A 25,827-nucleotide genomic window follows, 5' to 3' on the forward strand; every position below is an offset into this window, starting at 1 on the left:
AGATACTCGTTAATGTGCTGCCGTCGTCTGTGCGTGCGCTTCGTCGACACGCGTGCGCTGCGCCACGAGAATCGCGAGGGCCGCGAGCGTCGCGGGTACGGCGAGCATCGCGAGGATCGCGCCGAACTCCCAGCCGAGGCCGAGCAGCGCACCGCCGAACGCGGAACCGAAGATGCTGCCGAAGCGGCCCATGCCGAGCATCCAGCTCACGCCGGTGGCACGCGCGACCGTCGGATAACGTCCAGGCGCGAAGGCGTTCAGGCCCGTTTGCGCGCCGCTCATGCAGAAGCCCGCTGCGAACACGAGCATCGCAAGCGACGACGACAACGCGCCGATCCACGCCAGCCCGAGCACGCACACCGCGCCGCCGAGATAGGCCGCGCTGATGACGGGCGCCGGGCGTGCCTTGTCCATGATCCAGCCGACGATGATCGCGCCGATCGTGCCGCCGATCTGGAACATCGCGGTGATGTTCGCCGCTGCGGAGACCGTGAGGCCCGCGTCCTTCATCAGCGTCGGCAGCCAGCCGGTCAGCAGATAGATCACGAGCAGGCCCATGAAATACGTGACCCACAGCGCACCGGTCATCAGACCGTAGCCGTGCGAAAACAGCACGCCGATAGGCCTTTTCGTCGGCAGCGGCGGTTCGTTCGACACGAAGGTTTCGCTGCCGTCGAAGCGCGCACCGCACACGCGGCCGAGCACCTTGCCGATGCGCGCGGACGTCGCGCCGCGCACCGCGAGCAGACGCGCCGATTCGGGCAGGAGCCACATCTGCAGCGGAATCAGCGCGAGCGGCAACGCACCGCCGAAGATCAGCACCGAGCGCCAGCCGTGCACCGGAATCAGCCAGCCCGCGACGAAGCCGATCAGCGCCGAGCCGAGATTGAAGCCCGTGAACATGATCGTGATGAGCAGCGCGCGCTTGCGTTGCGGTGCGTACTCGGAGAGCAGCGTCGTCGTGTTGGGCATCGCGGCGCCGAGGCCGATGCCGGTCAACAGGCGCAACACCGCCATGCTCATGGGCGAGGTCGTGAACGCGGTCCCGATCGTGAACACACCGAAGAGGAACACGGAGGTGATCAAGACCCACTTGCGCCCGATGCGATCCGATGCCGGCCCGGCCGCCAATGCGCCGATCACGAGACCGATGGGCGCCGCGCTCATCACGAGACCGAACGCGGGGCGCGAGATATGCCAGTCCGCGATGATCGAAGGCGCGACGAAGCCCATGATGGCCACGTCCATGCCGTCGGCCATCACGACGAGGAAGCACAGCGCGACCAGCAGCCACTGGTAGGCGGCAATGGGACGTTCGTCGATGAAGCTCTTGATGTCGATGGTTTTACGGATATCCATGTTTGTCTCCTGTCTCCTCTTTTATTCAGTTCTTCGCCTTGTCCCAGTCGAGCTTGCCCGCGCCCTTGCCCGCCACCGAATACAGTGCGCCGGGGGCGTTGCGTGTCTTCTGGAATTCCTCGAGCGTTTCACCGCGCATCGCGGCGTAGATATGCAGGTTCGATACGCCCGTGACCGCGCCGAGCTTTTCGAGCATGAAGAAGATCACGCCGTAGTGAAGCAGGCCTTGCCAGTCGCGTCGTCGGATCAGATCGCGCTCCTGTTCGCCGAGACCCGCCGCTTCGAAGCTCGCTTCTTCGTCCTGTTTGAACGCCTCGCGATGCGCGGGCTCGACCATGCGATGCAGATAATCGTTGATGCGATATGCGCGCACTGCGGTCTCGATCGAGAACGGATAGGTGCCGTCGAGCTTCTCGACATCGGTCAGTTGCACCGCCATCTTCTGACGATGACGCTCGACGATCGCCGGCTTCGTCTCGCTGTCCTCGCCTTCGTAGATCGCCGTCGCGATGCCGGCCATCGACGGCAGGTAATAGCTGCGATGCTTGCACACGACATTCGACGACAGCGCGCCGCGCATCGTCAGCCACATGATCACTTCGGCGCCTTCGTAGCCGCCGAGCGCCGCGTATTCCGCGAGCGTCATGTCCGCGAGTTGCTCGGGATCGCGCTCGAAGAGATCGAGGAAACGCGCATCCCATTCCGTGTTGTTGAAGCCCGCGCGCTCGCCGTGCACCTGATGCGAGAGACCGCCTGTGGCGAGAATCGCGACCTTGATGTCTTCGGGATAACTTTCGATCGCGCGGCGCAGCGCCTGACCGAGCTTGTAGAAACGGCGCGCGCTCGGCACGGGCAATTGCAGCACGCCCATTTGCAGCGGCACGAGCTTGACGGGCCATTCGGGTTTGTGCGGACACAGCATCGAGAGCGGCGAGAAGCAGCCGTGGTCGAGCGCCTTGTTCTGGAAGAACGACATGTCGAATTCGTCGGACATCAGCGACGTGCCGATGTGCGCGGCGAGCGCCGGATGACCTTTGATCGGCGGCAGGTCGCGCGCGCCGCCGCCCTCGTCCGCGACGCGCCATTCCGGGCCCACGCCGAGCGCGAACGCCGAATAGTGATCGAAAAAGAACGACGTGACGTGGTCGTTGTAGATCGTGACGATGACATCGGGTTGCTTCTCCGCGAGCCAGTTCGCGAGCGGCGCGAAATTCTCGAAGATCGGCGCCCAGACGGGATCGTCGCGCTTGTTCTTGTCGAACGCGAAACCGATAGTCGGTGTATGCGAGGCGGCAATGCCTCCGATGATCCGTGCCATGTGCGCTACTCCTTCAGAATGCGTGGCCGAGCGGGCTTGCTTTAGGGAAACTGAAGCCGAAGGTTAGCGAGGAAGGAGGTGGCGCGGGTATTACGTGTTAACCAGTACTTTGTTGGTGGGGATGGGGTTTGAAGGGGGTGGGAGGCCGCTGTGGCGCGGCGGGCGGGGAAGTTCCGAGGCACCACGTCACCGATAAGCCGATAAACAAAACTGATGGCTGGTGAAGCAGGACGCAAGCGGGGTGAGTTTGAGGAGCTGCCGCGCCCTATGAGAGGATGCGCGGATCGCTATTCTTTCGTGGAGCGCATCCGATGCTTGCAGATATTTATCGAGGATACATCGCGTGCCTGAACGCGCAGGACTGGGGCAATCTCAGCACGTTCGTTCATGATGCGCTGCATTACAACGGGCGGACGCTGACGCTCGATGATTATCGCGACATGCTGAAGAAGGATTTTCGCGAGATTCCGGATCTCTTCTTCGATATTCAACTGTTGATTGCAGAGCCGCCGCGCGTCGCTTGCAGATTGCGCTTTGAATGCGCGCCGAAGGGGGTTTTCATGGGCTTGCCTGTGAATGGAAAGCGAGTGGTCTTTTGCGAGAATGTTTTCTATGAATTCCGCGACGGGAAAATTGACAACGTCTGGTCGGTGATCGATAAGGCCGCGATCGAGGCGCAGATTTAGGCTCCCGATTTCTCGATGCTTAAATTCAACTGGAATGGCGCATTACGTGCCAGCTGACATCGATTCAGGCTTTTACCAAAATCCATACATTGAAAGACTCGTAAACGATACCGTTAGCACATTTATCGTTGTGAGGCTCAAATGATCGCGGCTCGCCTGATCACGTTCCTGCTCGTCGTGCACTATGCGGGCGCGCGCCTCGCCAACTTTCTCGTCTATAGATACATGACGGAGATGCCTGATTGGATGCATCAAACGATCCGCGTCGTGCTCGATAACACGGGTAACGCAGATATCCGCGAACCCGACGATCTCAGTGGGATCGCGCTTTTGTCGACGCTTGTCGCATGCTGGATCGCGGTCGCGATAGCGTTGATCGTGTTCTATAAAATCTCCCGGCAACTCGTCCACCGTTATGCCCGGACGCTTCGATAAAAAGCTTCAACGCTCTTGACCTACGGCACGCTGGAATTCCGTTGAAACATAAGCTGCGGATCGCGGCACGCGTCGTCGCACTGTCGCTGATCATATTCCTCGGGGGCGTGCATCTTGCACGATTTCTTGCTTACGGCGTTTTCTACGAAATGCCGGAATGGATGTACGACACAATGCGTTTCGTGCTCGACCACACAGGCAATGCTGATTTTCGCGATCCCGACGATATAAGCATGTTGTCGATGCTGTTCTCGCTCATCGCTTGCTGGGTCATGATGGGGATTGTCATAGTCGCGCTTTACAAGATTGTGGGCAGACTCATTGATCGCCGTCACAACTCGCGCATCGCGAAGCGTTGACAGGAAACCTGGATCGCGATTTACGACATCGTCACGAACCACTCGAAAAAAACCTCCCCACAATCTCATCCCGCAACCGCGTGAGCCTGGCGTCCCCCACCTTCCGCGGCCTCGCCAATCCCACCTCGATCACATCCCCAATCCGCCCCGGCCGCGCCTCCATCACGACAACGCGATCCGAAAGCAGCACCGCTTCCTCGACATCATGCGTGACGAGCACCATCGTGATCCGCTCGCGCTCCCAGATCCGCTGCAGTTCGAGTTGCAAGCGACGGCGCGTCAACGCATCGAGCGCACCGAACGGCTCATCGAGCAGCAGCAATCGAGGCCGGTTCACGAGCCCGCGCGCAATCGCGACGCGTTGCGCCATTCCGCCCGACAACTGATGCGGATAATGCCGCTCATATCCCTTCAAGCCAACGAGCGCGACATGCTCCGCCACCGCCCGCGCTTTCTCCGCCTTCGACAGCGGCGCATTGCGTAATGCGACGGCCACGTTCTGTTCGACATCGAGCCACGGAAACAGCCGATGATCCTGAAACACGATCCCGCGCGACAGGTCCGTCGTCACGATGCGCTCGCCATCGAAGCCGATCTCGCCTTCATGATCGCCATCGAGTCCCGCGATCAGCCGCAGCAACGTCGACTTGCCGCAACCGCTCGCCCCGACGATGCTCACGAACTCCCCGCTCGCGATCGACAGGTCGATTCGATCCAGCACCGGCGGCGCCGCATCGTCGTTGAAGCGCTTGCTCACATGCCGCAGCGTCAGTCCGCTGCCCTGCTCGATTACCGTCGTCATTGTCTGGATTCTCCTCAAGCAGCGCGCGCTGCACCGAACCAGCGCCGCTGCACGCCGCGCGCGAAAGCATTCAACGCCCACCCCGTCAAACCGACCACGATCACGCCGAACACGACGAGATCCATGCGAAACTGCTCGCTGCCATCGACGAGCGTATTGCCGATCCCGCTGCCCGCGACCAGCAGATACTCCGCGCCCAAAGTCGCAAGCCACGAATAAATGAGCGCGAGATAGACGCCCGTAAAGATCGACGGCAACGCGGCGGGCAGCACCACATACGCCAGCGTCTGCAACTTGCCATAGCGATACGCGCGCGCGACATCGAGCCAGTTCACGGGCACCGCGCGAATGCCATCGCTCGTATGCATGACGACGGGCACCAGCGCGGCAAGCGACAGGAACACGACCTTCGCGACATCGCCCAGGCCGAACCATACGGAAATCAGCGGAATCCACGCGAACAGCGACACTTGCTTGAAGGTGTTGAAGCTCGGCGCGATCGCGCGGTTCGCCAGCTTCGAGATGCCGAGCAACGCGCCGAGCGCAAGACCGAGTGTCGTGCCGATCGCAAAGCCCGTCAGTTCGCGCGCAAGCGATGCCGACAACGCACGCACGAGCGCCCCGCTGCGAACCTGCGCCCCGGCGGTATCCCAGACCTGCGCGGGCGACACCATCACGCCGTGCCCTAATTGCGCGCCGCGCGACACGAACCACCACACCGCCAGCGCGCCCAGCGGCAGCACGAGGCCGCGCCACGATCCCTTGACGGCGCCCGCTTCCAGATCCAGTGTCGACATGGGTTCTCCTCAGTTGGCGCGGCCGCGCTGAAGCTTGCGCTCGAACGCGTTGAGCAGACGATCGGCCACGTAACCGATCGCGCCGACGATCAGCACCGAAGCCAGCACGAGATCGAGCTGAAAAAGCTGACGGCCATACACGATCAGATATCCGAGCCCTTCCGACGAAGCGACCAGTTCCACGACGACGAGCGTGAGCCACGCCTTCGTGAACGCGAGCCTGACGCCCGTGCCGATGACGGGAATCGCCGCCGGCAAGGTCACGCGCGTGATGACCTGCCAGCGCGTATAGCGATACACCGCCGCCACTTCCTGCAACGCGCGCGGCGAACCGCGAAAGCCCTGCAGCGTGGACAGCGTGACGGGAACGAGCGCGGCATGCCCGATCAGCAGATACTTCAGCGGCTCGCCAATACCGACGACGATCATCAGAAACGGCAGCCAGCCGAGCACGGGCACCTGCACGATCGCGTTGAAGCTCGGCAGCACGTACGCTTCCAGCGTGCGCGACAAGCCAAGAAGACCACCCAGCAGAATACCGAGCAGCACCCCGCCGCCGAACCCGACCGCGGTGCGCGTCATGCTGGCGGACAGATGCATCCATAACTCGCCGCTCTTCACGAGCGCGCCGAGCGTTTCGAACACGAGCGCGGGCGGCGGCAGCACTTGCGCGGAAATCCATCCGTAATGCGAACCGAGTATCCACAGCAAGCCGCAAAGGATAGGCACGATCCACGGCAGCGCAGTCCAGCCGACCGTGCGCCATGCTTCACTCGATAACGGCCCGCGCACACGATGCGCGGGCAGGAATACGCGAGTCAGGGCGTTGGCCATCTATCGATTCTCCGCGACACGTTGAACGATCGGCTTGCCCGACGCATCGAAACGCGGCCAGTACGCTTCGAGCCTGAGCGACTTCAACGCCTGGTCCAGATACTTCGGCTCGAACCATCCGTTCACGCTCACAGGCTGACGGATCAGATTCAAACGCAGCGCATCATCGGCGACGGACTGATAGCGCGCGACGATGAACGGATCGATCAGCGGCGAATTGCGATCCTTCAACGGCTGATTCGCGTATTCGGATGCCCACGATTCGGTCGGTATGCCGCTCTTCGACCACAGCGCGAAGAGCGCATTTCGGTTCGCTTCGTCGGACGACCATTGCGCCGCCTGAACGACAGCGGTCACGACCGTCTGCACGGTATCGGGATGCGCGCGCTCGAAGTCCTCCAGCACGAGCAGATGCGCCTGTCGCGTGAGTTGCAAGCCATCGTCGCGCGATGCGTACACGATCTTCGCCAGCCCCTGACGTTGCAGCTTGAAGAGCGAGTAGTCGAGGAACACGGCATCGACGCCCTTCGATGCGAGCGCGGCCTGCGCCGCGGCGGTATCGAGGTTGATCACGCGCAGATCGCGTTCCGTGAGGCCGTTTTCCTTCAGCACGTTATCGGCGACGAGTTGCAGATTCGTCCCGCGAAAGAGACCCACGCGCTTGCCCTTCAGATCCTTGACGCTCTTGATATCGGAGTCGGGCGGCACCGCGAGATAGACGCCCGCGCGCACGTTCGACGCCAGCAGCAAGCGCGTCTTCAGTCCGTTCGCGCGGCCGAGCACGGAAGGCAGATCGCCCTGATACGCGAAATCGATCTGCTTGTTCGCGAGGGCCTCATTCACGGCCGGCCCCGCGCCCTTGAAGAAGATCCATTCGACTTTCACGTGCGCGGGCTGCAATGCATCCTCGACGCGATGCTGTAACTGCGCGGTCGCGGCAGGCGACCCGCCGAACGTGGGCGGATCGCCGCTGCCCTGCTGCGCCACGCCAATGCGCACCACGGCGGGATCGGCGGCATGCGCGGGACCGATGAGCGCGGCGAACAACGTCGCCGCGCCGATGAGGAGCCTGAATCGTAGTGTCATCGCGTTTCCTGCCTGACGATGCGGCTCCTGCGTCCGTCGATGCCCACGGGCACATCGCCGTGCACGGTCGCGCGGCGCACGACGCGATGCGCGTCGCCATAATCGGCCACCGCGTAATGCTGCGTCGCGCGGTTGTCCCAGATCGCCACGTCGCCTTGCGTCCAGCGCCAGCGCACGGTGTTCTCCAGGCGGGTGACGTGGTCGTGGAAGAGTTCGATCAGACGGTCCGAATCCCGCTGCGACAGGCCGATGAAACGCTGCACGAAGTGGCCGAGAATGAGCGTGCGTTCGCCCGTCTCGGGATGCACGCGCACGACCGGATGCTCCGTTTCATACAGCGTCGAGGTGAACTGCTTGCGGTATTCGCGCTCGGATTCCGTGTCGGGCGCGTTGCGCGTCGCGGCGTAGTCATAGGTGTTCGAATGCAGCGCCCACAGCTTGTCGGCAAGCTCGCGCAGGACGTCCGGCAGGTTCGCGTACGCGGCGGCGGTGTTGGCCCATACGGTGTCGCCGCCCGCGGGCGGAATCACCACGCCGCGCAGAATCGAAATCTTCGGGTAGGCATCGACGAAGGTGACATCGGTATGCCATGAGTTGGCGCGCGTGCCGTGCTTCGAATCGAGTTCGAGCAGGCGGCTGCTGCCCGCAAGCGAAGGCACGGTCGGATGCGCGACGGTCTCGCCGAAGCGTGCGGCGAATGCTTCCTGCGCGGCGTCGTCGAGATGCGACTGGCCGCGAAAGAACAGCACCTTGTGATCAAGCAGCGCCTGGTTGAGCGCGGCGATGGCGTTGTCGTCGAGATCGGCGGAAAGCGTCACGCCGCGTACTTCCGCGCCGATGCGCCCGCCTATCGCGCGCACCTGAAACGGTTCATTCGATGCAGCGGGAGCGAGCGTGGACCCGGCGGCGAGCGTGGGGATATCGGCCATCGAAAAACTCCGTTGGTTATGCGTTTGTCGGATGCAGGCCGCATGGAATGCGACCAAAACATTGAAGCATCGACAGGACGTTCGACCAACGAAGTGTTTCGACTAAGCTTTACATCGATCAGCGCGATGCATATTGCTGCAGGCCCGCGATGCTTTCTTGCAGTTCCGCTTGCAGGCGCGTCATCAGCTCGGCTGCGGGCAACTCACGCACGAGCGCGGCGGCCTGTCCCGCCCATTGCGCGCCATAACCGAATTCGCCTTTCGCCTTGGCCGCCGCGTGCAGCGACTTGCCTGCATCGTAAGTGACGGGATACGCGGGAATCGCGGGCGCTTGCGCGCCACGCCCCAGTTCGGTGAACTTGTTGACGAGGCCGCGCGCACGGCGGCCGGAGATCGCGGCCGTGAAGGTCGTGCGGTTCGCCGCATCGCTCAGGATTGCGCGACGATACCCTTCATCGATCGATGTCTCCAAGCAAGGCACGAACGCGGTGCCGAGCTGCGCCGCCTGCGCGCCCAACGCGAGCGCCGCCGCGATGCCCGCGCCATCCATGATGCCGCCCGCCGCGATCACGGGCACATCGAACCGGCTGGCGAGAAGTCGCGTGAGCGCGAAGACGCCGAGGTTGTCGTCATCGGCTTGCGGGTCGAAGCTACCGCGATGCCCGCCCGCTTCGATGCCCTGCGCGACGATCGCATCCATGCCCGCCACCACGAGCTGTTCGGCCTCGCGCAGGTTGGTTGCGGATGCGATCAGTTTGATGCCCGCACCGCGCAACGCATCGATATATTCCTTCGATGGCAAGCCGAAATGAAAACTCACGATAGCCGGCTTTTCTTCGACGAACACCTCGAGCATCGCTTCATCGACGACGAAGCTCGTGTAGATCTCGCTCAGCGTCGAAGGCGGCGTCGCGCCGTATTGCGCGAACACGGGCGCGAGCCACTCGGTCCATGCTTTTTCGACGGTGGCATCGGCCGTGGCCGGCGCATGACAGAAGACGTTGATGTTGAACGGCTTGCCCGTGAGTTCGCGCGTTTCACGGATCACCTTGCGCGCGCCTTGCGCGTTCATCGCGCCGACGCCGAGCGAGCCGAGACCGCCCGCATTCGATACGGCTGCCGCGAGCGCTGGCGTGCTCACGCCGGCCATCGGCGCCTGAATGATCGGCGTGTCGATGCCGAGCAGTGATGTCAATGCGTTCTTGCTCATGGATATGCGTCCTCCAGACTTTTGCATGATTCAGCGCGTGACGAGCTTCTCGACGATGAAATCCACGAAAGCCCGCACGCGCGACGACAGATGTCTGCCATGCGGATACAGCAGAATGAACGGCCTGCTGCATCCACCAAATTCGCGTAGCACTTCGGTGAGCGTGCCCGCGCGTAAATCGTCCTCGACGGTGAAGCGGTAGATCTGAAAAAGACCCGCGCCGCCGCGCGCGAGCGGAATGCCCGCGAGCGCATCGCCGGACGTGCCGTAACCGCTTTGCGTCGTGATCTCCAGCGCTTCGCCGTTCTGCATGAAGAGCCACGGCACGGGGCGTCCGGTGCTCGGCATCTCGAACTGGATGCATTCGTGGGTGAGCAGATCGTCGATGGTCTTCGGCGTGCCCGCGCGCTTCAGATAAGCAGGCGACGCCACCACGACCAGTTCCGCGTCTTCCAGCTTGCGCGCGATCAGACCGGAATCGCGCGGCGCGCGTCCGCGTATCGCGAGGTCGAAGCCTTCATCGGCGAAATCGATGTTGCGGTTGCTCAGATGCGCTTCGACGGTCACATCGGGATAGCGCTTGCGAAACTCCGCGAGCAGCGGCAGCACGCGATAGTGGCCGTATGGCGTCGGCATGCTGATGCGCAGCACGCCCTTGGGACTGGTCTGCTGGCCCGTCGCTTCGCGTTCCGCTTCCGCGAGACGATTGAGCGCGTCGCGGCATTGCTCGAAGTAGCGGCGGCCCGCATCGGTCAGTCGAATCTGGCGCGTCGTGCGCACGAAGAGCCGCACGTCCAGGCGCTTTTCGAGCCGCGCGACCGAGCGGCTCACCGCCGCGGGCGTCACGCTCGCCGCCGTCGCCGCCAGCGTGAAGCTGCCGAGTTCCGCCGCGAGGCAGAAAAGCTCGATGCTGCCGAGGAGAAGATCGTCGAATTGCCGCTGCATGTCGGTTGGCTTCGCGTCGTTGTCGCTGCATCTTCCCTGCTTGCGCGCGCACGGTCAACCGGACGCGAGTTCACTTGAGTTGTGACGCGCGGGAACAAATCGATTCTGCAAGCCCCGAAACACAATCGCCCGCTTGTTCCACACGGGAAAAAGCGGGCGATATTCATGCGTTCATCGAGACCTTACTTCGCGGTGGGCATCGCGAATTCCGCGCCCTTCTCCGTGCTCTCGGGCCAGCGCTGCATGATCGACTTCTGCTTCGTGTAGAAGCGCACGCCTTCCTCGCCATACGCGTGCATGTCGCCGAACAGGCTGCGCTTCCAGCCGCCAAACCCGTGCCATGCCATCGGCACCGGAATCGGCACGTTGATGCCGACCATGCCCACTTCGATGCGTCGGCCGAACTCACGTGCGATATGGCCATCGCGCGTATAGCAGGCGACGCCGTTGCCGAACTCGTGTTCGTTGACGAGTTCCACCGCTTCGCTGAAGTCCTTCGCGCGCACGCAAGCGAGCACCGGACCGAAGATCTCTTCCTTGTAGATGCGCATGTCCGGCGTAACGTGATCGAACAGCGTGCCGCCCGTGAAAAAGCCGTCTTCATGGCCCGGCACCTTGTAGCCGCGGCCATCGACGACGAGCGTCGCGCCTTCGTCGACGCCCATCGCGATGTAGCCTTCGATCCGTTCCAGCGCGGCGCGCGTGACGATCGGACCCATTTCCGCGTCGGCTTCCATGCCGTTGCTGATCTTGAGCTGCTTCGCGCGCTCGGCGAGACGCGGCACGATCTTGTCGGCGACATCGCCCACCAGCACCGCGACCGAGATCGCCATGCAACGCTCGCCCGCCGAGCCGTAACCCGCGCCGATCAATGCATCGACAGCCTGATCGATATCCGCATCGGGCATCACGACCATGTGATTCTTCGCGCCGCCCAGCGCCTGCACACGCTTGCCGTGCTTCGCGCCGGTTTCGTAGATGTAGTTCGCGATCGGCGTCGAGCCGACGAAACTGATCGCCTTCACTTGCGGATGCGTGAGCAATGCATCGACGACGACCTTGTCGCCCTGCACGACGTTGAAAATGCCGTCCGGCAGACCGGCTTGCTTCAGCAGATCGGCCATGAACAGCGACGCGGACGGATCGCGCTCGCTCGGCTTCAGGATGAACGCGTTGCCCGCCGCGATCGCGACCGGGAACATCCAGCACGGCACCATGCACGGGAAATTGAACGGCGTGATGCCCGCGACGACGCCGAGCGGCTGGCGCATCGTCCAGTTGTCGATGCCGGTCGAGACCTGCTCGGTGTAATCGCCCTTCAGCAGTTGCGGAATGCCGCATGCGAATTCGATCACGTCGATGCCGCGCGACACTTCGCCCTGCGCATCCGAAAACACCTTGCCGTGTTCCGCCGTGATGATCGCGGCGAGTTCGTCGCGATGCTTGTTCATCAGTTCGAGAAACTTCAGCATGACGCGCGCGCGGCGGATCGGCGGCATGTCGCGCCACGCCGGGAACGCGGCTTTCGCGCTCGCAACGGCTGCGTCGACATCGGCGGCTTCGCCCAGCACGAGCTTGCGCGGACGCTCGCCCGTCGCGGGATTGAACACCGGCTGCGTGCGCGTGGCCGAGCCATGCGTGCGCTCGCCGTGAATGTAATGAACCACGTCGGCGGTGTCGTTGAACGCTTGCATCTCGTCTCCTCGAAGGAATTAGTTTGGCGATGGACACAGTGTAGGAAGCGTTGCGCCCCGTGCAAAGACGCTATGATTGAACTCATTGTTTATATCGGCAAACAATCCGCTGATGGACGAGCAAAAGATCGAAGGTCTCTGGACCCATTTGCACTGGCTGACCGTGCTCGCGGAACAGGGCAGCTATACGGCGGCGGCCGCGCGCCTGAACGTGTCGAAGGCCGCGATGAGCCAGCGTATCGCGGAGCTGGAGCGCGCGGCGGGCGTGCCGCTCGTCACGCGCACGACGCGCAGCGTGCGCTTCACGGAAGCGGGACGCAGGCTGGTCGACGATACACGCGAGCAGTACGAGCGCATCGCGTCGAGTTTTTTGAGCGTGAAGGAGATGGCGGGCGTCGCGCGCGGCCTGATCCGCGTGACCGCGCCGATGGCGTTCTCGCGGCAGCAACTGGTGCCGCGCATGGCGGGATTTCTGCACGCCCATCCGGATGTGCGGGTGCAACTGGAGGCATCGGACCGATTGAGTTCGATCGCGACCGAAGGCTTCGATCTCGCGGTGCGGCACAGCGCGCAGGTACCGGATACGCACGTCGCGTGGAAGCTGTGCGATACGCATTCGGTGATCGTCGCGACGCGCGCGTATCTGAAGCGGCGCGGCACCCCCACGACGCCGACCGATCTCGCCACGCACGATTGCCTCGTCTATCCGCGTCCGCAGGCGTCGAGCATCTGGTCGTTCGAGAGAAAAGGCGGGCGCAAGAGTTCGACCGGGCCTTATACGCTCGCGGTGAACGGGCCTTTTGCAGCGAACAATAGCGAGGTGTTGCGCGATGCCGCGCTCGACGATCTCGGCATTGCGTTATTGCCGGATTTCACCGCGCAGGCTGCGGTGCAGGCGGGAAAGCTGGTGGTGCTGCTGCCGGACTGGCGTCCGGTCGGGGCGTTCGCGGATCAGTTGTTCGTCGTGCGGCCTTATGCGCCGCATGTGCCGCGCGCGGTCGCGCTTTTTATCGGATATTTGCGCGAGGCGTTTGCGGGCGGGTTTCCGCTTTAGATCGACTTTCTATAAACGACAAAACGCGCCCGCTAACACGCGGGCGCGTTTCGTTAGACCCCTTGCTGCTTAGTGATGCGCGAACGTCGGGAACACATCGCCTTGAGCCGCACTGACGCGAGCACCCGATTGCGCCGAGCCATCCGCCGAGCCACCGAAGGCACTTTGCGCGGTGCCGTTCTGCGCTGCAATGCGCGCTTCAGCGGCTTGAATGTCGCCGGGATACTTCGAATCGCTGATCACGCCGGGGTTATAACCCGCCTTTTCCAGTTGAACGATCTGCTGGCGAACTTCAGCGCGCGTCAAAGGCTGATTCGATTGCGCGAACGATGCGACCGGAGCGGCAAAAGCCAGAGCGACCGCTGCAATACCGATGAACTTGTTCATGATGCTGACCTCCGTACATAAGTTATTGAGTTGCCGCTCACGTTGCTGTGTTTGCTCGTTTGCGACCGTTGAAGAGAGTTTAGGGATCGCACGTTCTAGGGTAAATACCTAAAGAACGAAATCACTTTTGGCGAAATTCGTACTAATCCCGGCACGAACGCAGGTGCGCTACTGCCTGGTTAATCGCCTATAAAGAAAAGCAGCAAGACTGGCGCATTAATTTGATAGCACGAACGATCGTTTATTAAGGGGAATGACTTTGAACCGAATCCTGGTGATCGGCGCTGGCTTCGCCGGTTTGTGGAGCGCGCTGTCGGCGGCGCGCAAGCTCGACGAACTGCATCGCACGGATGACGCCGAAGTCGCCATCGTCAACCCGGCGCCGTTTCATAGCGTGCGGGTACGTAATTACGAGCAACCGCTCGACCCGACGCTCGTGCAGCTCGACACCGTGCTCGGGCCGGCGGGCGTGCGGCTGATCCAGGCCAAAGCGACCGATATCGACAGCGCGAATCGCCGCGTGAAGATCGAGCATGATGGCGCGTCCGAATCGCTCGACTACGACCGGCTGATTCTCGCCGCCGGCAGCGTGCTCGTGCGCCCGCCGATTCCGGGCCTCGATCGCTTTTCGTTCGATGTCGATACCTATGCGGGCGCGTGCAAGCTGCAGGCGCATCTGCTCACGCTGCCCGCGTTGCCCGATACGCCGAGCCGATACACGGCGGTCGTGGTCGGCGCGGGTTTGACCGGCATCGAGCTGGCGGCGGAATTGCCCGCGCGTTTGCGCGAGATCGTCGCGGAAGGCGATCGCGACAAGGTGCGCGTCGTGCTCGCGGATCGCTCGGCGAAGATCGCGCAATCGATGGGCGGCGCGCAGCCTGTCATCGAAGGCGCGCTGACGACGCTGAATGTCGAGACGCGCTCCGGTGTGTCGCTGGCCTCGCTCGATGGCCAGAGCGTGACGCTTAACGACGGCGCCGCGAGCGAGCGCATTGAGGCCGCGACGGTCGTCTGGTGCGGCGGCATGCATGCGAACGCGCTCGCGGCGCAACTGCCGGTCGCGCTCGATCCGCTCGGGCGCGTGCCGGTCGATGCGTTCCTGCGCGCGGAAGGCGTGCCGGGCGTTTTTGCGGCGGGCGATTGCGCGCGCATTCTGATCGACGGCACGCGGCCTTCGGTCATGTCGTGCCAGCATGGCCGGCCGATGGGACGTTACGCGGGCAACAACGCCGTCTGCGATCTGTTCGGGCTGGAGATGCTGCCGCTGTCGATCGACTGGTACACGACCATCTGCGATCTCGGGCCGTGGGGCGCGGTGTACACGGAGGGATGGGACAGGAAGCTCGTCTCCGAAGGCGAGACGGCGAAGGCGACCAAGCGCACGATCAACGGCGAGCGCATTTATCCGCCGAAAAGCGGCTTGCGCGAGGATATCTTTCGGGCGGCGGCGCCCGTCGTGCAGACGCCGCCGCCAACCGAACGCGAGGAACGCGCTGAATAGCGCTGAAGCTTCAGGCCTTCTTCACGGACGCGTTGTAGATCTCGTCGATCGACACTTCGAGCGTCTTGTCGAACTCGCTGTCGCTCATCGACTTCTTCAGCTCGTTGATGAGCGCGCGCGAGAAGCTCGCGATCATGCCGTGGTTCTGTTCGAGCTTCTTGCAGGCGTCGCTGCGCGTATAGCCGCCCGACAGCGCGACGACACGCACGACACGCGGATGCTCGATCAGCGGACGATAGAAATCCGCTTCATCGGGGATGGTCAGCTTGATCATCACCTTGCTCGATTCCGGCAGCGCGTCGAGGCCCTTGAGCAGTTCGTCGCGCAGGATCTTTTCCGCGCCCTTCTTGTCCGGGCTCTTGATCGAGACTTCGGGTTCGAGAATCGGCACGAGACCGTGCTTGATGATCTGCGCGCCCACTTCGAATTGCTGCTTCGCCACTGCGGCGATGCCCTTCTCGTCCGCGTGATGGATCACCGAGCGCATCTTCGTGCCGAACACGCCGAGCTTCACGGCGCGCGCGAGCAGATCGTCGAGGCCGGGAATCGGCTTCATGACCTGCACACCGTCGGCTTCGGCTTCGAGGCCCTTGTCGACCTTCAGGAACGGCACGACGCCGCGGTCTTCCCACAGAAACGTGGGAACGGGCTTGCCTTCCGCTTCACCGTCCATCGTGCGCTCGAACAGAATTGCGCCGATCACCTTCTTGCCGGTGAACGAAGGCGCGGTCATGATGCGCACGCGCATCTCGTGCATCAGCTTGAACATTTCCGCGTCGCCGCTGTAGGCATCTTCCGCAATGCCGTACTGCCGTAGCGCGCCGGGTGTCGAACCGCCGCTTTGATCCAGCGCGGCGATGAAACCATCCTTCTCAGCCATTTGCGTGAGCATCTTTTCGTTAGCCACGAACATTTCCTCCTCGAAGTTCAAACACCGGACCTGTTTTACGTGCGCGGTCCGGGCTCATGGTTCAGCTTCGACAAGTGTAATGGTTTTAGGGGATGCTCAAGACGTGGAAATCCGCCATTCGTGCGCACGCGCGGCGCGAATGCGCGTCGATCGTGCGTTGGCGCACGGCCTGCGATAAATGCGCTCAGGAAGCGGCGGAGTTGAAATCGCCCGCGCTGCCGGATCGCCAGACGAAGCCGAAGGCGCGGCGAATCAAGGATGGCGCGCGTTCGAAATCGGCGGCTTGCGGCATTTCCGCATGATCGTTCGATGTTTCGACGACCGTTTCGACGACCTCGGTCTCCTGCACGGGCGCGAGCTTCTCGCGCGCGTCGGCGCAACGCCGGTTGAGCACGCGGCGCATGTCGGGGTCGTCGATGAGTGCCTGCGCGGTCGCCAGGCCGCGCTCGAATTGCAGCGCGTAGGCGATGTCGGTGAAATCCTCATAGCGGCCGCTATCGGCCAGTTCGAACGCCAGTTCAAGGGTGCGCTGGCGCTTCCATGCGTCGAGATCGTCGTGGCCCGTGCTCACAGATGTCCTCTGCTTCGCGATGAGGTGCCGAAGATGTTAGCCCGCGCCAAACGTTTTGCCGTTGTCGCGCCACAACAAGCAGAGGAAAAGCGCATCAGAAATCGTACAAAAAGCGCTTGCCTGAAGCGCCGGATTCGCGATAGTCCTTGCTTGACACGGCCCGTGCAAGGTATTTAATTCACTCACCCGACCATTCGAAAATGGTGGCCGGCCGCCGACATCTCCTGTCTGCGCTGTGAAGCAGTCCCGACGTATTGGATGTTCGCTCCATCCGGAGCGCGATGTGCCTTTATCGGAGCCGCGTCATGAACCCGCTTTCAGGAAGTCCGGCACGCGCTGCCGCTCTCGCGCTTTCGTGCGCGCTCGCCGCATTCATCGCCGGATGCGGCGGCTCGGATTCCAACGACACATCCGTTCCCGACGCCATCACCCAGGTGATGAAAAAGCCGATGTACCAGGGCTCGACATGGGCCTTGCGCGTCGTCGACCTGAATTCGGGCGATGTCATCTACGACATGAACTCGAACGCGCAGGTGTATGTCGCTTCGGTGCGCAAGGTGTTCTCGCTCGGCGCAGCGCTCGATCAGTACGGCGCGCAGCATCAGTTCCAGACGCCGGTGTATCGCCTCGGCACCGTCGATGCGAGCGGCACGCTCAACGGCAACCTCGTGCTCGTCGCGAGCGGCGACCTCGCGATGGGCGGCCGCACCAATCCCGACGGCACACTCGCCTGGACCAACTTCGACCACAACGAAGCGAACAGTCTGGGCAACGCGCAGATCACCACGCCCGATCCGCTCGCGGGCTACGATTCGCTCGCGGCGCAGGTGGCGGCGGCGGGCATCAAGAAGATCAACGGCGAAGTCGTGATCGACGATCGCCTTTTCGAACCCTTCGACTTCCGCGACGAATTCGATCTGCGGCCGATCTTCGTCAACGACGATCTCGTCGATACGATCATCGGACAAGGCAGCGCGGGCTCGGCGGCGCCGGTGGATTACCGGCCGAAATCATCGGCGTTCACGGTGCAGTCCACGCTGATGACCGGTGCCGCTGGAACCAGCGCGAACATCACCGTCACGCCCACGGACCCGACCTGCTTTGGCACGCTGCCGTGCGGTGGCGTGCTGGGCGGCACGATTCCGGCCGATTACGTGCCGCCGATCGTCCCGAGTTTCCCGGTGATCCGCACGTTTCGCATCACGCAGCCGTCGAACTACGCGCGCACGGTGCTCATCGAAGCGCTTGCGCGCGCAGGCGTGACCGTCACCGCGACGGCGGTGGAGAACAATCCCGTGCAACTGCTGCCCGCGAAGAACGCGTACGCGGCGGATACGCGCGTCGCGCAGCTCACGTCGCAGCCGTACAGTGAATATACGAAGTGGATTTTGAAGGTCAGCTACAACATCGGCGCGGACACGAGCCTGATGCTGTTCGGCGTCGCGAACAACGGCTCGACGACGCTCGACGCCGCGCTCGCCGCCGAAAACGCGACGCTCTCGAGCGCGCCGTTCAACGTGCCGATGAACCAGACGCACTTCATCGACGGCAGCGGCGGCGGCGAGACCACGGCCACGCCGATCGCGGTCATCGCGATGCTGCGCGCGATGAATGGCCGCCCGGCCTTCCCGGCGTATGTCGATTCGATGCCGTTCCTCGGCGTCGACGGCTCGCTCGCGAGCACGACCGCGTTCGAAAGCGATCCGACGCTCGCGGACGCGAAAGGCAAGGTCTACGCGAAGACGGGCACGTATGCGATCGGCACCGACCTCCCGAACGGCCAGGTGCAGACGACGCTCAAGGGACAGGCGCTCGCGGGTTATATCGACGCGAAGAGCGGCCGCAGGCTCGCGTTCGCGCTGATGGTGAACAACGTGCCGATCACCGACGTCCCCGACATCCTCAACGTCTTCAACGACGAAGGCACGATCGCGGCGAACATCTGGAAGCTGCAGTAACCCGCGTGCGGCTCACCAGGCGGCGGCGAACGCCAGCACCGCGCGATTGAACGCACCGGGGCTGGCGGCGTTCATGCCGTGCGACGCGCCCGCGATCGTCTGGCGCTCCGCGAACTCGATCCACTCTTCCAGCCGGTCGACGTTGTTGCGGAACATGCGCGGGCTCTTTTGCCCGTCGATGAGCAGCGTGCGGCACTTGATGTCGCGCGCCGCTTCGCGCGTGTAGGCGGGCAACGGATCGCGGAATTGCTTGGGCAGCGTGAGCGCGTTGTCGAGCGCCATGCGCCGGAAGCTCTCCGAACTCTTCTTCCAGAAGCCCGGCATGCTCACCGAATCGACGAACATCTCCAGCCCCTTGTCGAACTCGCCTTGCTCGATCAGCTCCGCGACGCGCGCACGCAGCGCGTTGGTCGCGGGCGGCAGCGTGGCCGGCACGGCCTGCGGCGTCGTTTGCAGCGGGCCGCCCGGATCGGCGAGCGTGAGCGTCTTCACGAGCCGCGGATACTCGCGCGCCAGATGAAACGCGACGCAGCCGCCGCGCGAATGCCCGACGAGATGCACCGGCGCGAGATCGAGCGATTCGATGAACTCGGCCATTTCCGTGACGTGCGCTTCCCAGCCGAATTCGCCGCGCACGAAGGCATCGACGGCGGGCCAGTAGTGCGACAGGCTCGGCGCGATGCAGCGGAACTGCTTCGCGAGCGGCAGGATCTGCGCGCTCCAGTAGCGGTAGTCGCACAGCGAGCCATGCACGAAGACGAGCGGCTCGCCCTCGCCGCACTCGATGTACGGCACCGAAACCCCCGACGCCGTAGTGGCGAACGACGGTTCGGGCAGGCCTTGCACGGCGGTGAGGACGGAAAGATCGGTTCGCGCGTTCATGGTTCGCTCCTTTGATGCGACTATGCGCCGCACTGCACCAAAAGAAAAACGCATAATTTTGATAGAATCGTTCAGATTTTCTGATACCAAACGGTCGTTCACCATGAAAGCGCTCGATCTGGATGTCCTGTCGATGATCGTCGCCGTCGCGGAAACCGGCAATATCAGCCGCGCGGCGGAGCTCGTGCATCGCTCGCAATCGGCGGTGAGCATGCAGATCAAGACGCTGGAAACCGCGCTGGGCAAGCCGCTGTTCGTGCGCAAGCCGCGCAGCGTGGTGCCGACGCAGGACGGCGAGGTGCTGCTCACCTACGCGCGCCGCATGATCGCGCTGCGCGACGAGGCGTGGGCGGCGGTGGTGCGGCCCGACGTGACCGGGCGCGTGGTGATCGGCGTGCCGGACGATTACGCGTCGTCGCTGTTTCCGCCGATCCTCAAGAAATTCTCGGCGACGTATCCGAAGGTCGAGATTCAGGTGGTCGGCTTGCCGAGCCTCGCGCTCGCGCCGATGGTGAAGGACGGCACGGTCGATCTCGTCTGCGCGACGCGCGTGAAGGGGCTGTCCGGCGAATTCCTGCGCCACGAGCCGATGGTCTGGGCCGCCGCGCCCGGCGCGACCGAAATCTGGAAGGAGCGGCCCTTGCCGATCGCGGTGTTTCTGCCCGGCAGCGTCGCGCGCGAGAACGCGATCCGCAGCCTGGAGCGCGCGCGCATCGGCTATCGGACGTCGTATGAAAGCCCGAGTCTGCTCGGTCTCTTGACGATGGCCGAAGCGGGCCTTGCCGTCACGCCGCTCGCAAAATGCGCGGTGCCTTCGCATTTCACGCTGCTCGGAGCGGCGCAAGGCCTGCCCGATATCGGCACGCTCGAAGTCGTGCTCGCGCGCAGCGCGGCGTCCAGACGCCCGCCCTGCGACTTTCTCGCCGAGCGCATCATGGCCGAGTTGCGGCGCTGAGCGCGGCTTCGACTGCGCGGATGCGGCGGGCGGTCCACGCGCGCAACATGCCGTTCGATGCGACCATCGGCAACGATGCCGCGATGATGCGATACACGTCGTTGCGGCGCACCTTCGAGATGCTGGCGGGATCGAGCCACGCGTCGTTGCGCGCGAGCAGTACGAGCGTGTCGAGGCCGATCATGATCGGCCACAGGCACGCGAGGCGCAGGCGAACCGCGCCCGGTGGAATCGCAAGCGTGTAAGCGACCGCGTCCTGGAACAGCGCAAGCGATGTCCGCAAAAGCTCGAACAGCACAGGCCGCGCGCGCGCCGAAGATTCCGGTTGCAAGAGCGCATGCGGCGTCAGCCCATGACGCGCGAGCATCACTTCGGGCAGATAGCAGCGGCCGATGCGCAGATCGCGCGCGCAATCGCGCAGCACGTTGGTCATCTGCAGCGCCTTGCCGAAGCGCACGCCGAGCGCGAGCATGGTCTCGGGCGCGGCCTTCAACGTGCCTGGTTTGTGCGCGTAGGTCATCTTCGTCCAGAATTCGCCGACGCAGCCCGCGACGAGATACGTATAGCGGTCCAGCTCGCTGAATTCCTGCAACGCGACGATCTCGCCGGATGTCTCGTCCGGGAACGTGCGCAGGTCGAACTCCATGCCGGTGCTGAGCGTCGTGACGATGTCGCGGACGGCGGCCTGATCCTGAACGTCGAGTTGCGGCAGGATCGCGAGCGCGGCGCTCAGGCTTTCGAGCAACGCGCGCTCGTCCGGCTGCGCCTGCTGACCGGCGACTTCGCCCGCGATGCGCGCAAGCGCGCCGTCATCGGCTGCGCCATTGACTTGCGCGCGCAGCGAAAGCAGAAGTTCGAGACGGCGTTGCGGCGAAATCAGCGAGGTATCCGCGATCGTATCCGCCGCGCGCGCGAGCAGATACGCCAGCCCGATGGGATCGCGCATGCCGGCCGGCAGGATGCGCAGCGTGAGATAGAACGAGCGCGACACGCTCTTGAGAAGCGGGCCCAGAAGAACGGCCCGGGGCGAATTGTTCATGACGTGGATCGGAAAGCCTTGGCGAGGCACGCGATGATCGCGCGCCGCCGCATTGTATCCGTCCCGCCTCAATGACGATGCGCGCGCTTCCGGCTGTGCCGTGGATGAGGCGCAATCCGCAGCATGATGCGCTCGGGCGCGCGCGGTGTGGCCGTCTGCGCGACTGTCTGGCTGACCGGTTCGAGAATCACCTGTGCGCTTCCCGCGTGTTGCAGACCGAGTTCGACGGCGGCGGCGAACGACAGATCGATCACGCGGCCTTTTACGAACGGACCGCGATCGTTGATCCGCACGACGACCGATCTCGTCCTCGCGAGATTGCTCACGCGCACCCGCGTGCCGATCGGCAACGTGCGATGCGCGGCGGTCAGCGCGCGCATGTCGTAGCGTTCGCCGCTGGCCGTGCGGCGGCCCTGGAACTTCCCGCTGTAATACGACGCCCAGCCGATCTGCGGTGCGACGCTCGCTCTCGCGCTGTGATAGTCGAGCGGCTCGGCATCGAGCGAGTTGCTTTCGTGACCCTGCATCGAATCCGCGACGTGCGCGCCTTCCGTCAAAATGGCCGGCGTGCCCGCCTCCTTCGGTGGCGCGGGCGGATGCGTTGCGCATCCGCTTAACGTCGCGCATGCGCCGGATGCCGCGATGGCCGCGATCCCGGCCGCGCCCCAGTGCGCGATGAATCCGTTGTCCTGCATGAGCGAGCCTCTCCAATAAAAAATGCCGACACTTTTGGTATCGGCTCGCTCACAACGTGCGCCACGCGTCGAAGTTGACGCGTGCGCCGAAGTTATGACCCATCTTTACAGAGGCGCGCCTGAATGACGGCGCGCTGATTCATCCGCGCGGCCCGTAATCCAGCTTCGGATACCAGTTCGTCCCGCGCCCCTCGGGCGTCATGTCGAGCACGGTCCAGAGCGGCATCAGATCCGGCGCGCCGCGCGGGTCCTCGCCGGGATCGGCAGTGTCGAAATCCATCTCGCCGCTCCAGAAATGGCGAATCACGCCGTCGCGCCGCGTGAACACGTTGAGTGCGGCTTCGTCGCCGCCTTCTTTCGATATCGCGTGATAATCGCGGCTGAATTCGCCGTTGGTATCGGAGAAAAGCGGGAGATCGCGCCAGCCGCGTTCCTTCTTGAACGCGACGAGCTTCGCGAGCGGCGAACGCGCGACCACCGCAAGCGCGACGCGTTGTTCGATATCGCGCGCCTCGCCTTCCCACGCCGACAGCAGTGACGTGCACATCGGACACGGCCGTTCGCGCTGCGGTCCGAACATGTAGCTATAGGTGACAAGCGTGTCCTTGTCGCCGAACAGTCCCGCGAAATCGACCGCGCCGCGCTCGCCTTCGAATCGGTAATCGCCCTTCACTTCGCCGCCGGGCGGCAGCGCGCGACGCATCTGCGCGACGCGCTCGATATGCCGCCGCAACTCGATTTCCTCCGCCAGCAGTTCGGTCCGTGCGCGCCGGTATTCGGCGCTTTCATTGGGGAACCGCATTGTCGCGCGCATCGCGAGTTCACTGGCCGAAACGTAGTTCGTGGTCGTGCTCATGTTCGATCTCCTCAACGATAATCGGCTCAATCACGGTCCGGCGCGCCGAGCGGAAACAGATTCCGGTGCGGCCGCGCCTCGTCGACCGCGCGGGCGAACGAAGGCCGCGCGAGCAGACGCTTGCGGTACGCGATCACGTTCGGATACGCGTCGCCGATGCGGTGCGTCCAGTCGGCATAGAACAGGAACGGCGCGGCGCCGCAGTCGGCGAGGCTGAAGGTGTCGCCCGCCGCCCATTCGCGTGTCGCCATCTTGCGTTCGAGAAAGGCGTAGGACGTTTCGAGCATCGTGTGGGCATCGGCGACGCCGCGCGTATCGCGCTCTGCGGAATCGCGCATGGCGTCGAACACGATCTTCTGCACCGGGGTCGAGAGGTAGTTGTCGAAGAAGCGATCCATCCAGCGCGTTTCGAGCGCGTCGCGCGGATCGGCGGGAATCAGACGCACCGGGCCCGGGTGATACAACCCGAGATATTCGATGATCACGGTCGCCTCGATCACCGGCCGCCCGTCGTCGACGAGCACCGGGAAGCGTTTCATCGGCCAGATTTCGGTGAGTTCCCGCATGGATTGCGGCGCCTCGGGCGTGAGCGCGCGCCATTCGAAGGGCGTGCCGTTCTCGTACAGCGCCACCAGCACTTTCTGACAATATGAAGAAAACGGGTGTGCATACAGTTGCAAACTCATCTGACAGCCTCCGGATTGTCAAGCGGTTCAGGATGCGGCGCGACAGTCATCCGCGACGATTTGCAGCGCCGGTTATATGCACGACGAGCGGCATGCGTGCGAATCGACAACGAATCGGACATATTTTGTTGTGCAGCGCAACCTGACCGCGGCTGATTTGCTAACGTGCCTGTCCCAAGGCAATTGTAAAAGCGGCGGATTCCCACAATAGTCCGACGAGGCTGGTCGAAAAAGAATGAAGCGCGAAGACAAAATCAAGATCGTCATGGCAGACGATCGCCCTGTGGTGCTGTATGGCTTGCAAAGCTGGTTCGAGTCACACGAACGGTTTCAGGTAGCGGCGTGCGTCAAAACCGCCGATCAGTTATTTGCAAGGCTGAATGCCGCGCATTACGACGTGATCGTACTGGGCAGCGGCCTGGAAGGTTCGCGTGCGGACGATTTCGCGCTGCTGCGCGCATTGCGGCGAACGTTCCCGGATACGCCTGTCGTCGTCTTCACCGACGAAACCGACGCGCAAGCGCTGGCCGACATGCTGCGCGCGGACGCGGCAGGAATCGTGAGCGCACGCGAAGAAGCGCGCGCCTTCGAGCGCGTTTGTGCACGCGTGGTCTCAGGCGCGCATGAAGTCGTCTCGCAGCGCATCGCTGGCTATCGGGACGCCGAAGACGCCGCAGATTCTTCCGAGGCGAATCCGGACTATTGCGGCGTTCGCATGAACGTCCGAACATTCATCGCGCGGTCCTGATTACGGCGGTCTCGGCAACCGGTGCTTTGGTGTACTCGATCTGGTTCTTCCCTTTCGGAAAGCCGACGTCCCGCCCGTCCTCGAAGCCCTTCTCATAGGCGCGCTGATCGAGCGACTTGAAAAGCGGCTCGAGTTCATCGACATGCATGCGGATCAGTTCCATCAGCGGCTTCACGAGCGCCGCGCTTTCGTCCGTTCCTTTCGCACCGCTGACGACCTGCACCATTGCGCGCAGGGTTCTTGCGCGCTGCGAGCAATAGTCGCTCAAGGGCATCGAATAAGTGATGACTGCCTGACCTTTCTCATTGACTGCGACGCTCATTTTGGACTCCATCGTATGTCTCCATCCGGGATCGTGGAAGTCCAACTGTAGAAGGGTCCGCGCGGCGCGAGCACTAGATAAATCTGATTAGTGAAGGTATTCACGGCGCCGCGCTCTGCCCCATGCGCTCGCGCATTGCTGCGCAATGCTTCACGAGATTGCCCTGCGTAGCGACAAACCCTTTGAGCGGCGTATCGATGTCATAAAACCAGATGCTCGCGACGAACCCATACAATGCGGCATCGATGCTCGCGGGCGCATCGCCGAACATGAACGGCCCGTCGCCCAGCAGATTCGCGATGGCCTTAAGGCTTGCGATGCCGCGCGCATACGCGGCGTCCGGTTCGTATCGACCGATGCCCTGATACCGATACCGCTCGAAGTTGTACTTGCGCGCACCCTCGAGCGCCTGAGCGCCGATGTCCGGATGCTGATGCAGCAGCGCATCGCGGAACTGCGGCCAATAACGGTCGTCGCGCCAGCGGGAGTACGACATCACCCAGTAGAGATCGTCGAGCGTGCGGCGGATCAGCAGATCGAGGTCGCGTTGCGGCGCGCTCAGCGCATCGTCGAGCGTAAGCGTGTATTTGCGCTTCAGATGCGCGATGATCGCATCGCTGTCGCCGATGGTTTCATCGTCGTCGACGAGATACGGAAGCTGGCCGCGCGGCGCGGCGCTCGTGTCGAGCACGTGCCGATGCTCGAACGGCAAGCCCGCCAGCTTCAGGAACGCGAACACTTTCAATCCGAACGGATTGTTGTCTTCGAGGCCGAACAACTGAGGATACGAATAGAGCGTGATCATCGAT

At 63.3% G+C, this 25,827-nt stretch carries 28 protein-coding genes; 8 read left to right on the plus strand and 20 right to left on the minus strand.

Annotated features, from left to right (window positions below):
- Positions 1-9: 9 nt before the first annotated feature.
- The gene (locus tag AWB80_RS23680) at positions 10-1,359 is read right to left on the minus strand and encodes an MFS transporter (protein ID WP_061177095.1); all 1,350 of its coding nucleotides are present in this window, start codon (positions 1,357-1,359) and stop codon (positions 10-12) included.
- Between the two features lie 25 nt (positions 1,360-1,384).
- Entirely contained in the window at positions 1,385-2,677 is a 1,293-nt protein-coding gene (locus AWB80_RS23685; RefSeq protein ID WP_061177096.1) for a gallate dioxygenase, read from the minus strand.
- 311 nt (positions 2,678-2,988) lie between these two features.
- On the opposite strand from AWB80_RS23685, the gene AWB80_RS23690 reads away from it, so the two are divergent.
- The 3 genes from AWB80_RS23690 to AWB80_RS23700 all read left to right on the plus strand — a co-directional run bounded on the left by AWB80_RS23690 (position 2,989) and on the right by AWB80_RS23700 (position 4,157).
- The gene (locus AWB80_RS23690; RefSeq protein ID WP_061177097.1) at positions 2,989-3,363 is read left to right on the plus strand and encodes an ester cyclase; all 375 of its coding nucleotides are present in this window, start codon (positions 2,989-2,991) and stop codon (positions 3,361-3,363) included.
- Positions 3,364-3,504: 141 nt separating this feature from the next.
- Complete coding sequence (locus AWB80_RS23695; protein WP_061177098.1) at positions 3,505-3,798, plus strand: hypothetical protein; 294 nt, start codon at positions 3,505-3,507, stop codon at positions 3,796-3,798.
- 41 nt (positions 3,799-3,839) lie between these two features.
- Entirely contained in the window at positions 3,840-4,157 is a 318-nt protein-coding gene (locus AWB80_RS23700; protein WP_061177099.1) for a hypothetical protein, read from the plus strand.
- A gap of 31 nt (positions 4,158-4,188) precedes the next feature.
- Here the strand turns inward: AWB80_RS23700 and AWB80_RS23705 are convergent, their stop codons facing one another.
- The 8 genes from AWB80_RS23705 to AWB80_RS23740 all read right to left on the minus strand — a co-directional run bounded on the left by AWB80_RS23705 (position 4,189) and on the right by AWB80_RS23740 (position 12,454).
- Positions 4,189-4,959 carry an ABC transporter ATP-binding protein gene (locus AWB80_RS23705; protein WP_061177100.1) on the minus strand — a complete coding sequence of 257 codons (771 nt, stop codon included), beginning with the start codon at positions 4,957-4,959 and terminating at the stop codon, positions 4,189-4,191.
- A gap of 14 nt (positions 4,960-4,973) precedes the next feature.
- On the minus strand, positions 4,974-5,756 hold the full coding sequence (locus AWB80_RS23710) for an ABC transporter permease (protein WP_061177101.1): 783 nt from the start codon (positions 5,754-5,756) through the stop codon (positions 4,974-4,976).
- Between the two features lie 9 nt (positions 5,757-5,765).
- Positions 5,766-6,590, minus strand: a complete 825-nt coding sequence (locus tag AWB80_RS23715) for an ABC transporter permease (protein ID WP_061177102.1) — start codon at positions 6,588-6,590, stop codon at positions 5,766-5,768.
- A complete protein-coding gene (locus AWB80_RS23720) occupies positions 6,591-7,676 on the minus strand; it encodes an ABC transporter substrate-binding protein (protein ID WP_061177103.1) in 1,086 nt (361 codons plus the stop codon).
- On the minus strand, positions 7,673-8,605 hold the full coding sequence (locus tag AWB80_RS23725) for a TauD/TfdA dioxygenase family protein (RefSeq protein ID WP_061177104.1): 933 nt from the start codon (positions 8,603-8,605) through the stop codon (positions 7,673-7,675). The genes AWB80_RS23720 and AWB80_RS23725 overlap by 4 nt, the downstream gene beginning before the upstream one ends.
- 118 nt (positions 8,606-8,723) lie before the next feature.
- On the minus strand, positions 8,724-9,815 hold the full coding sequence (locus AWB80_RS23730; protein WP_061177105.1) for an NAD(P)H-dependent flavin oxidoreductase: 1,092 nt from the start codon (positions 9,813-9,815) through the stop codon (positions 8,724-8,726).
- 30 nt (positions 9,816-9,845) lie between these two features.
- Positions 9,846-10,760, minus strand: coding sequence for a LysR family transcriptional regulator (locus tag AWB80_RS23735; protein ID WP_061177106.1), 915 nt, complete (start codon positions 10,758-10,760; stop codon positions 9,846-9,848).
- A 182-nt stretch (positions 10,761-10,942) separates the two neighbouring features.
- The gene (locus tag AWB80_RS23740) at positions 10,943-12,454 is read right to left on the minus strand and encodes a CoA-acylating methylmalonate-semialdehyde dehydrogenase (RefSeq protein WP_061177107.1); all 1,512 of its coding nucleotides are present in this window, start codon (positions 12,452-12,454) and stop codon (positions 10,943-10,945) included.
- A gap of 112 nt (positions 12,455-12,566) precedes the next feature.
- Between AWB80_RS23740 and AWB80_RS23745 the strand changes: the two genes are divergently transcribed.
- Positions 12,567-13,508 carry a LysR family transcriptional regulator gene (locus AWB80_RS23745; RefSeq protein ID WP_061177108.1) on the plus strand — a complete coding sequence of 314 codons (942 nt, stop codon included), beginning with the start codon at positions 12,567-12,569 and terminating at the stop codon, positions 13,506-13,508.
- A 69-nt stretch (positions 13,509-13,577) separates the two neighbouring features.
- On the opposite strand, the gene AWB80_RS23750 is transcribed toward AWB80_RS23745, so the two are convergent.
- Positions 13,578-13,895, minus strand: coding sequence for a DUF4148 domain-containing protein (locus AWB80_RS23750; protein WP_061177109.1), 318 nt, complete (start codon positions 13,893-13,895; stop codon positions 13,578-13,580).
- Between the two features lie 259 nt (positions 13,896-14,154).
- Here AWB80_RS23750 and AWB80_RS23755 point away from each other — a divergent pair, with 259 nt between their 5' ends.
- Entirely contained in the window at positions 14,155-15,396 is a 1,242-nt protein-coding gene (locus AWB80_RS23755; protein ID WP_087131568.1) for an NAD(P)/FAD-dependent oxidoreductase, read from the plus strand.
- 10 nt (positions 15,397-15,406) lie between these two features.
- Here the strand turns inward: AWB80_RS23755 and AWB80_RS23760 are convergent, their stop codons facing one another.
- Both AWB80_RS23760 and AWB80_RS23765 read right to left on the minus strand, forming a co-directional pair.
- Entirely contained in the window at positions 15,407-16,303 is an 897-nt protein-coding gene (locus AWB80_RS23760; protein WP_061177192.1) for a fructose bisphosphate aldolase, read from the minus strand.
- Positions 16,304-16,490: 187 nt separating this feature from the next.
- Positions 16,491-16,877: a hypothetical protein gene (locus AWB80_RS23765; protein WP_061177111.1), complete on the minus strand. Its 387-nt coding sequence runs from the start codon at positions 16,875-16,877 to the stop codon at positions 16,491-16,493.
- A gap of 305 nt (positions 16,878-17,182) precedes the next feature.
- Between AWB80_RS23765 and AWB80_RS23770 the strand changes: the two genes are divergently transcribed.
- On the plus strand, positions 17,183-18,835 hold the full coding sequence (locus AWB80_RS23770; protein ID WP_061177112.1) for a D-alanyl-D-alanine carboxypeptidase/D-alanyl-D-alanine-endopeptidase: 1,653 nt from the start codon (positions 17,183-17,185) through the stop codon (positions 18,833-18,835).
- Between the two features lie 12 nt (positions 18,836-18,847).
- Here the strand turns inward: AWB80_RS23770 and AWB80_RS23775 are convergent, their stop codons facing one another.
- Positions 18,848-19,717 carry an alpha/beta fold hydrolase gene (locus AWB80_RS23775; RefSeq protein ID WP_061177113.1) on the minus strand — a complete coding sequence of 290 codons (870 nt, stop codon included), beginning with the start codon at positions 19,715-19,717 and terminating at the stop codon, positions 18,848-18,850.
- A gap of 103 nt (positions 19,718-19,820) precedes the next feature.
- Between AWB80_RS23775 and AWB80_RS23780 the strand changes: the two genes are divergently transcribed.
- Complete coding sequence (locus AWB80_RS23780) at positions 19,821-20,672, plus strand: LysR substrate-binding domain-containing protein (RefSeq protein WP_208635681.1); 852 nt, start codon at positions 19,821-19,823, stop codon at positions 20,670-20,672.
- Here the strand turns inward: AWB80_RS23780 and AWB80_RS23785 are convergent.
- From AWB80_RS23785 to AWB80_RS23800, 4 genes are all read right to left on the minus strand, one after another.
- Positions 20,650-21,711 carry a phytoene/squalene synthase family protein gene (locus AWB80_RS23785; RefSeq protein ID WP_061177194.1) on the minus strand — a complete coding sequence of 354 codons (1,062 nt, stop codon included), beginning with the start codon at positions 21,709-21,711 and terminating at the stop codon, positions 20,650-20,652. The genes AWB80_RS23780 and AWB80_RS23785 overlap by 23 nt on opposite strands.
- 68 nt (positions 21,712-21,779) lie before the next feature.
- A complete protein-coding gene (locus AWB80_RS23790) occupies positions 21,780-22,406 on the minus strand; it encodes a septal ring lytic transglycosylase RlpA family protein (RefSeq protein ID WP_087131554.1) in 627 nt (208 codons plus the stop codon).
- Between the two features lie 139 nt (positions 22,407-22,545).
- On the minus strand, positions 22,546-23,262 hold the full coding sequence (locus AWB80_RS23795) for a DUF899 family protein (RefSeq protein ID WP_061177114.1): 717 nt from the start codon (positions 23,260-23,262) through the stop codon (positions 22,546-22,548).
- Positions 23,263-23,288: 26 nt separating this feature from the next.
- Positions 23,289-23,948, minus strand: coding sequence for a glutathione S-transferase family protein (locus tag AWB80_RS23800; protein WP_061177115.1), 660 nt, complete (start codon positions 23,946-23,948; stop codon positions 23,289-23,291).
- Between the two features lie 235 nt (positions 23,949-24,183).
- Between AWB80_RS23800 and AWB80_RS23805 the strand changes: the two genes are divergently transcribed.
- Complete coding sequence (locus AWB80_RS23805; protein WP_061177116.1) at positions 24,184-24,696, plus strand: response regulator; 513 nt, start codon at positions 24,184-24,186, stop codon at positions 24,694-24,696.
- Here the strand turns inward: AWB80_RS23805 and AWB80_RS23810 are convergent.
- On the minus strand, positions 24,680-25,018 hold the full coding sequence (locus tag AWB80_RS23810; RefSeq protein ID WP_061177117.1) for a hypothetical protein: 339 nt from the start codon (positions 25,016-25,018) through the stop codon (positions 24,680-24,682). The genes AWB80_RS23805 and AWB80_RS23810 overlap by 17 nt on opposite strands.
- A 100-nt stretch (positions 25,019-25,118) precedes the next feature.
- On the minus strand, positions 25,119-25,823 hold the full coding sequence (locus AWB80_RS23815) for a glutathione S-transferase C-terminal domain-containing protein (RefSeq protein WP_061177118.1): 705 nt from the start codon (positions 25,821-25,823) through the stop codon (positions 25,119-25,121).
- Positions 25,824-25,827: the final 4 nt, after the last annotated feature.

The sequence above is a fragment of the Caballeronia pedi genome (assembly GCF_001544915.2).
In the GTDB taxonomy this organism is placed as follows: Bacteria; Pseudomonadota; Gammaproteobacteria; order Burkholderiales; family Burkholderiaceae; genus Caballeronia; species Caballeronia pedi.

Bases quoted from the DNA above. Each gene is read 5' to 3' on its own strand.
- AWB80_RS23680 (WP_061177095.1), bottom strand. From the start codon at position 1,359: ATGGATATCCGTAAAACCATCGACATCAAGAGCTTCATCGACGAACGT.
- AWB80_RS23685 (WP_061177096.1), bottom strand. From the start codon at position 2,677: ATGGCACGGATCATCGGAGGCATTGCCGCCTCGCATACACCGACTATC.
- AWB80_RS23690 (WP_061177097.1), top strand. From the start codon at position 2,989: ATGCTTGCAGATATTTATCGAGGATACATCGCGTGCCTGAACGCGCAG.
- AWB80_RS23695 (WP_061177098.1), top strand. From the start codon at position 3,505: ATGATCGCGGCTCGCCTGATCACGTTCCTGCTCGTCGTGCACTATGCG.
- AWB80_RS23705 (WP_061177100.1), bottom strand. From the start codon at position 4,959: ATGACGACGGTAATCGAGCAGGGCAGCGGACTGACGCTGCGGCATGTG.
- AWB80_RS23710 (WP_061177101.1), bottom strand. From the start codon at position 5,756: ATGTCGACACTGGATCTGGAAGCGGGCGCCGTCAAGGGATCGTGGCGC.
- AWB80_RS23715 (WP_061177102.1), bottom strand. From the start codon at position 6,590: ATGGCCAACGCCCTGACTCGCGTATTCCTGCCCGCGCATCGTGTGCGC.
- AWB80_RS23720 (WP_061177103.1), bottom strand. From the start codon at position 7,676: ATGACACTACGATTCAGGCTCCTCATCGGCGCGGCGACGTTGTTCGCC.
- AWB80_RS23725 (WP_061177104.1), bottom strand. From the start codon at position 8,605: ATGGCCGATATCCCCACGCTCGCCGCCGGGTCCACGCTCGCTCCCGCT.
- AWB80_RS23730 (WP_061177105.1), bottom strand. From the start codon at position 9,815: ATGAGCAAGAACGCATTGACATCACTGCTCGGCATCGACACGCCGATC.
- AWB80_RS23735 (WP_061177106.1), bottom strand. From the start codon at position 10,760: ATGCAGCGGCAATTCGACGATCTTCTCCTCGGCAGCATCGAGCTTTTC.
- AWB80_RS23740 (WP_061177107.1), bottom strand. From the start codon at position 12,454: ATGCAAGCGTTCAACGACACCGCCGACGTGGTTCATTACATTCACGGC.
- AWB80_RS23745 (WP_061177108.1), top strand. From the start codon at position 12,567: ATGGACGAGCAAAAGATCGAAGGTCTCTGGACCCATTTGCACTGGCTG.
- AWB80_RS23750 (WP_061177109.1), bottom strand. From the start codon at position 13,895: ATGAACAAGTTCATCGGTATTGCAGCGGTCGCTCTGGCTTTTGCCGCT.
- AWB80_RS23770 (WP_061177112.1), top strand. From the start codon at position 17,183: ATGAACCCGCTTTCAGGAAGTCCGGCACGCGCTGCCGCTCTCGCGCTT.
- AWB80_RS23775 (WP_061177113.1), bottom strand. From the start codon at position 19,717: ATGAACGCGCGAACCGATCTTTCCGTCCTCACCGCCGTGCAAGGCCTG.
- AWB80_RS23780 (WP_208635681.1), top strand. From the start codon at position 19,821: ATGAAAGCGCTCGATCTGGATGTCCTGTCGATGATCGTCGCCGTCGCG.
- AWB80_RS23785 (WP_061177194.1), bottom strand. From the start codon at position 21,711: ATGAACAATTCGCCCCGGGCCGTTCTTCTGGGCCCGCTTCTCAAGAGC.
- AWB80_RS23790 (WP_087131554.1), bottom strand. From the start codon at position 22,406: ATGCAGGACAACGGATTCATCGCGCACTGGGGCGCGGCCGGGATCGCG.
- AWB80_RS23795 (WP_061177114.1), bottom strand. From the start codon at position 23,262: ATGAGCACGACCACGAACTACGTTTCGGCCAGTGAACTCGCGATGCGC.
- AWB80_RS23800 (WP_061177115.1), bottom strand. From the start codon at position 23,948: ATGAGTTTGCAACTGTATGCACACCCGTTTTCTTCATATTGTCAGAAA.
- AWB80_RS23805 (WP_061177116.1), top strand. From the start codon at position 24,184: ATGAAGCGCGAAGACAAAATCAAGATCGTCATGGCAGACGATCGCCCT.
- AWB80_RS23810 (WP_061177117.1), bottom strand. From the start codon at position 25,018: ATGAGCGTCGCAGTCAATGAGAAAGGTCAGGCAGTCATCACTTATTCG.
- AWB80_RS23815 (WP_061177118.1), bottom strand. From the start codon at position 25,823: ATGATCACGCTCTATTCGTATCCTCAGTTGTTCGGCCTCGAAGACAAC.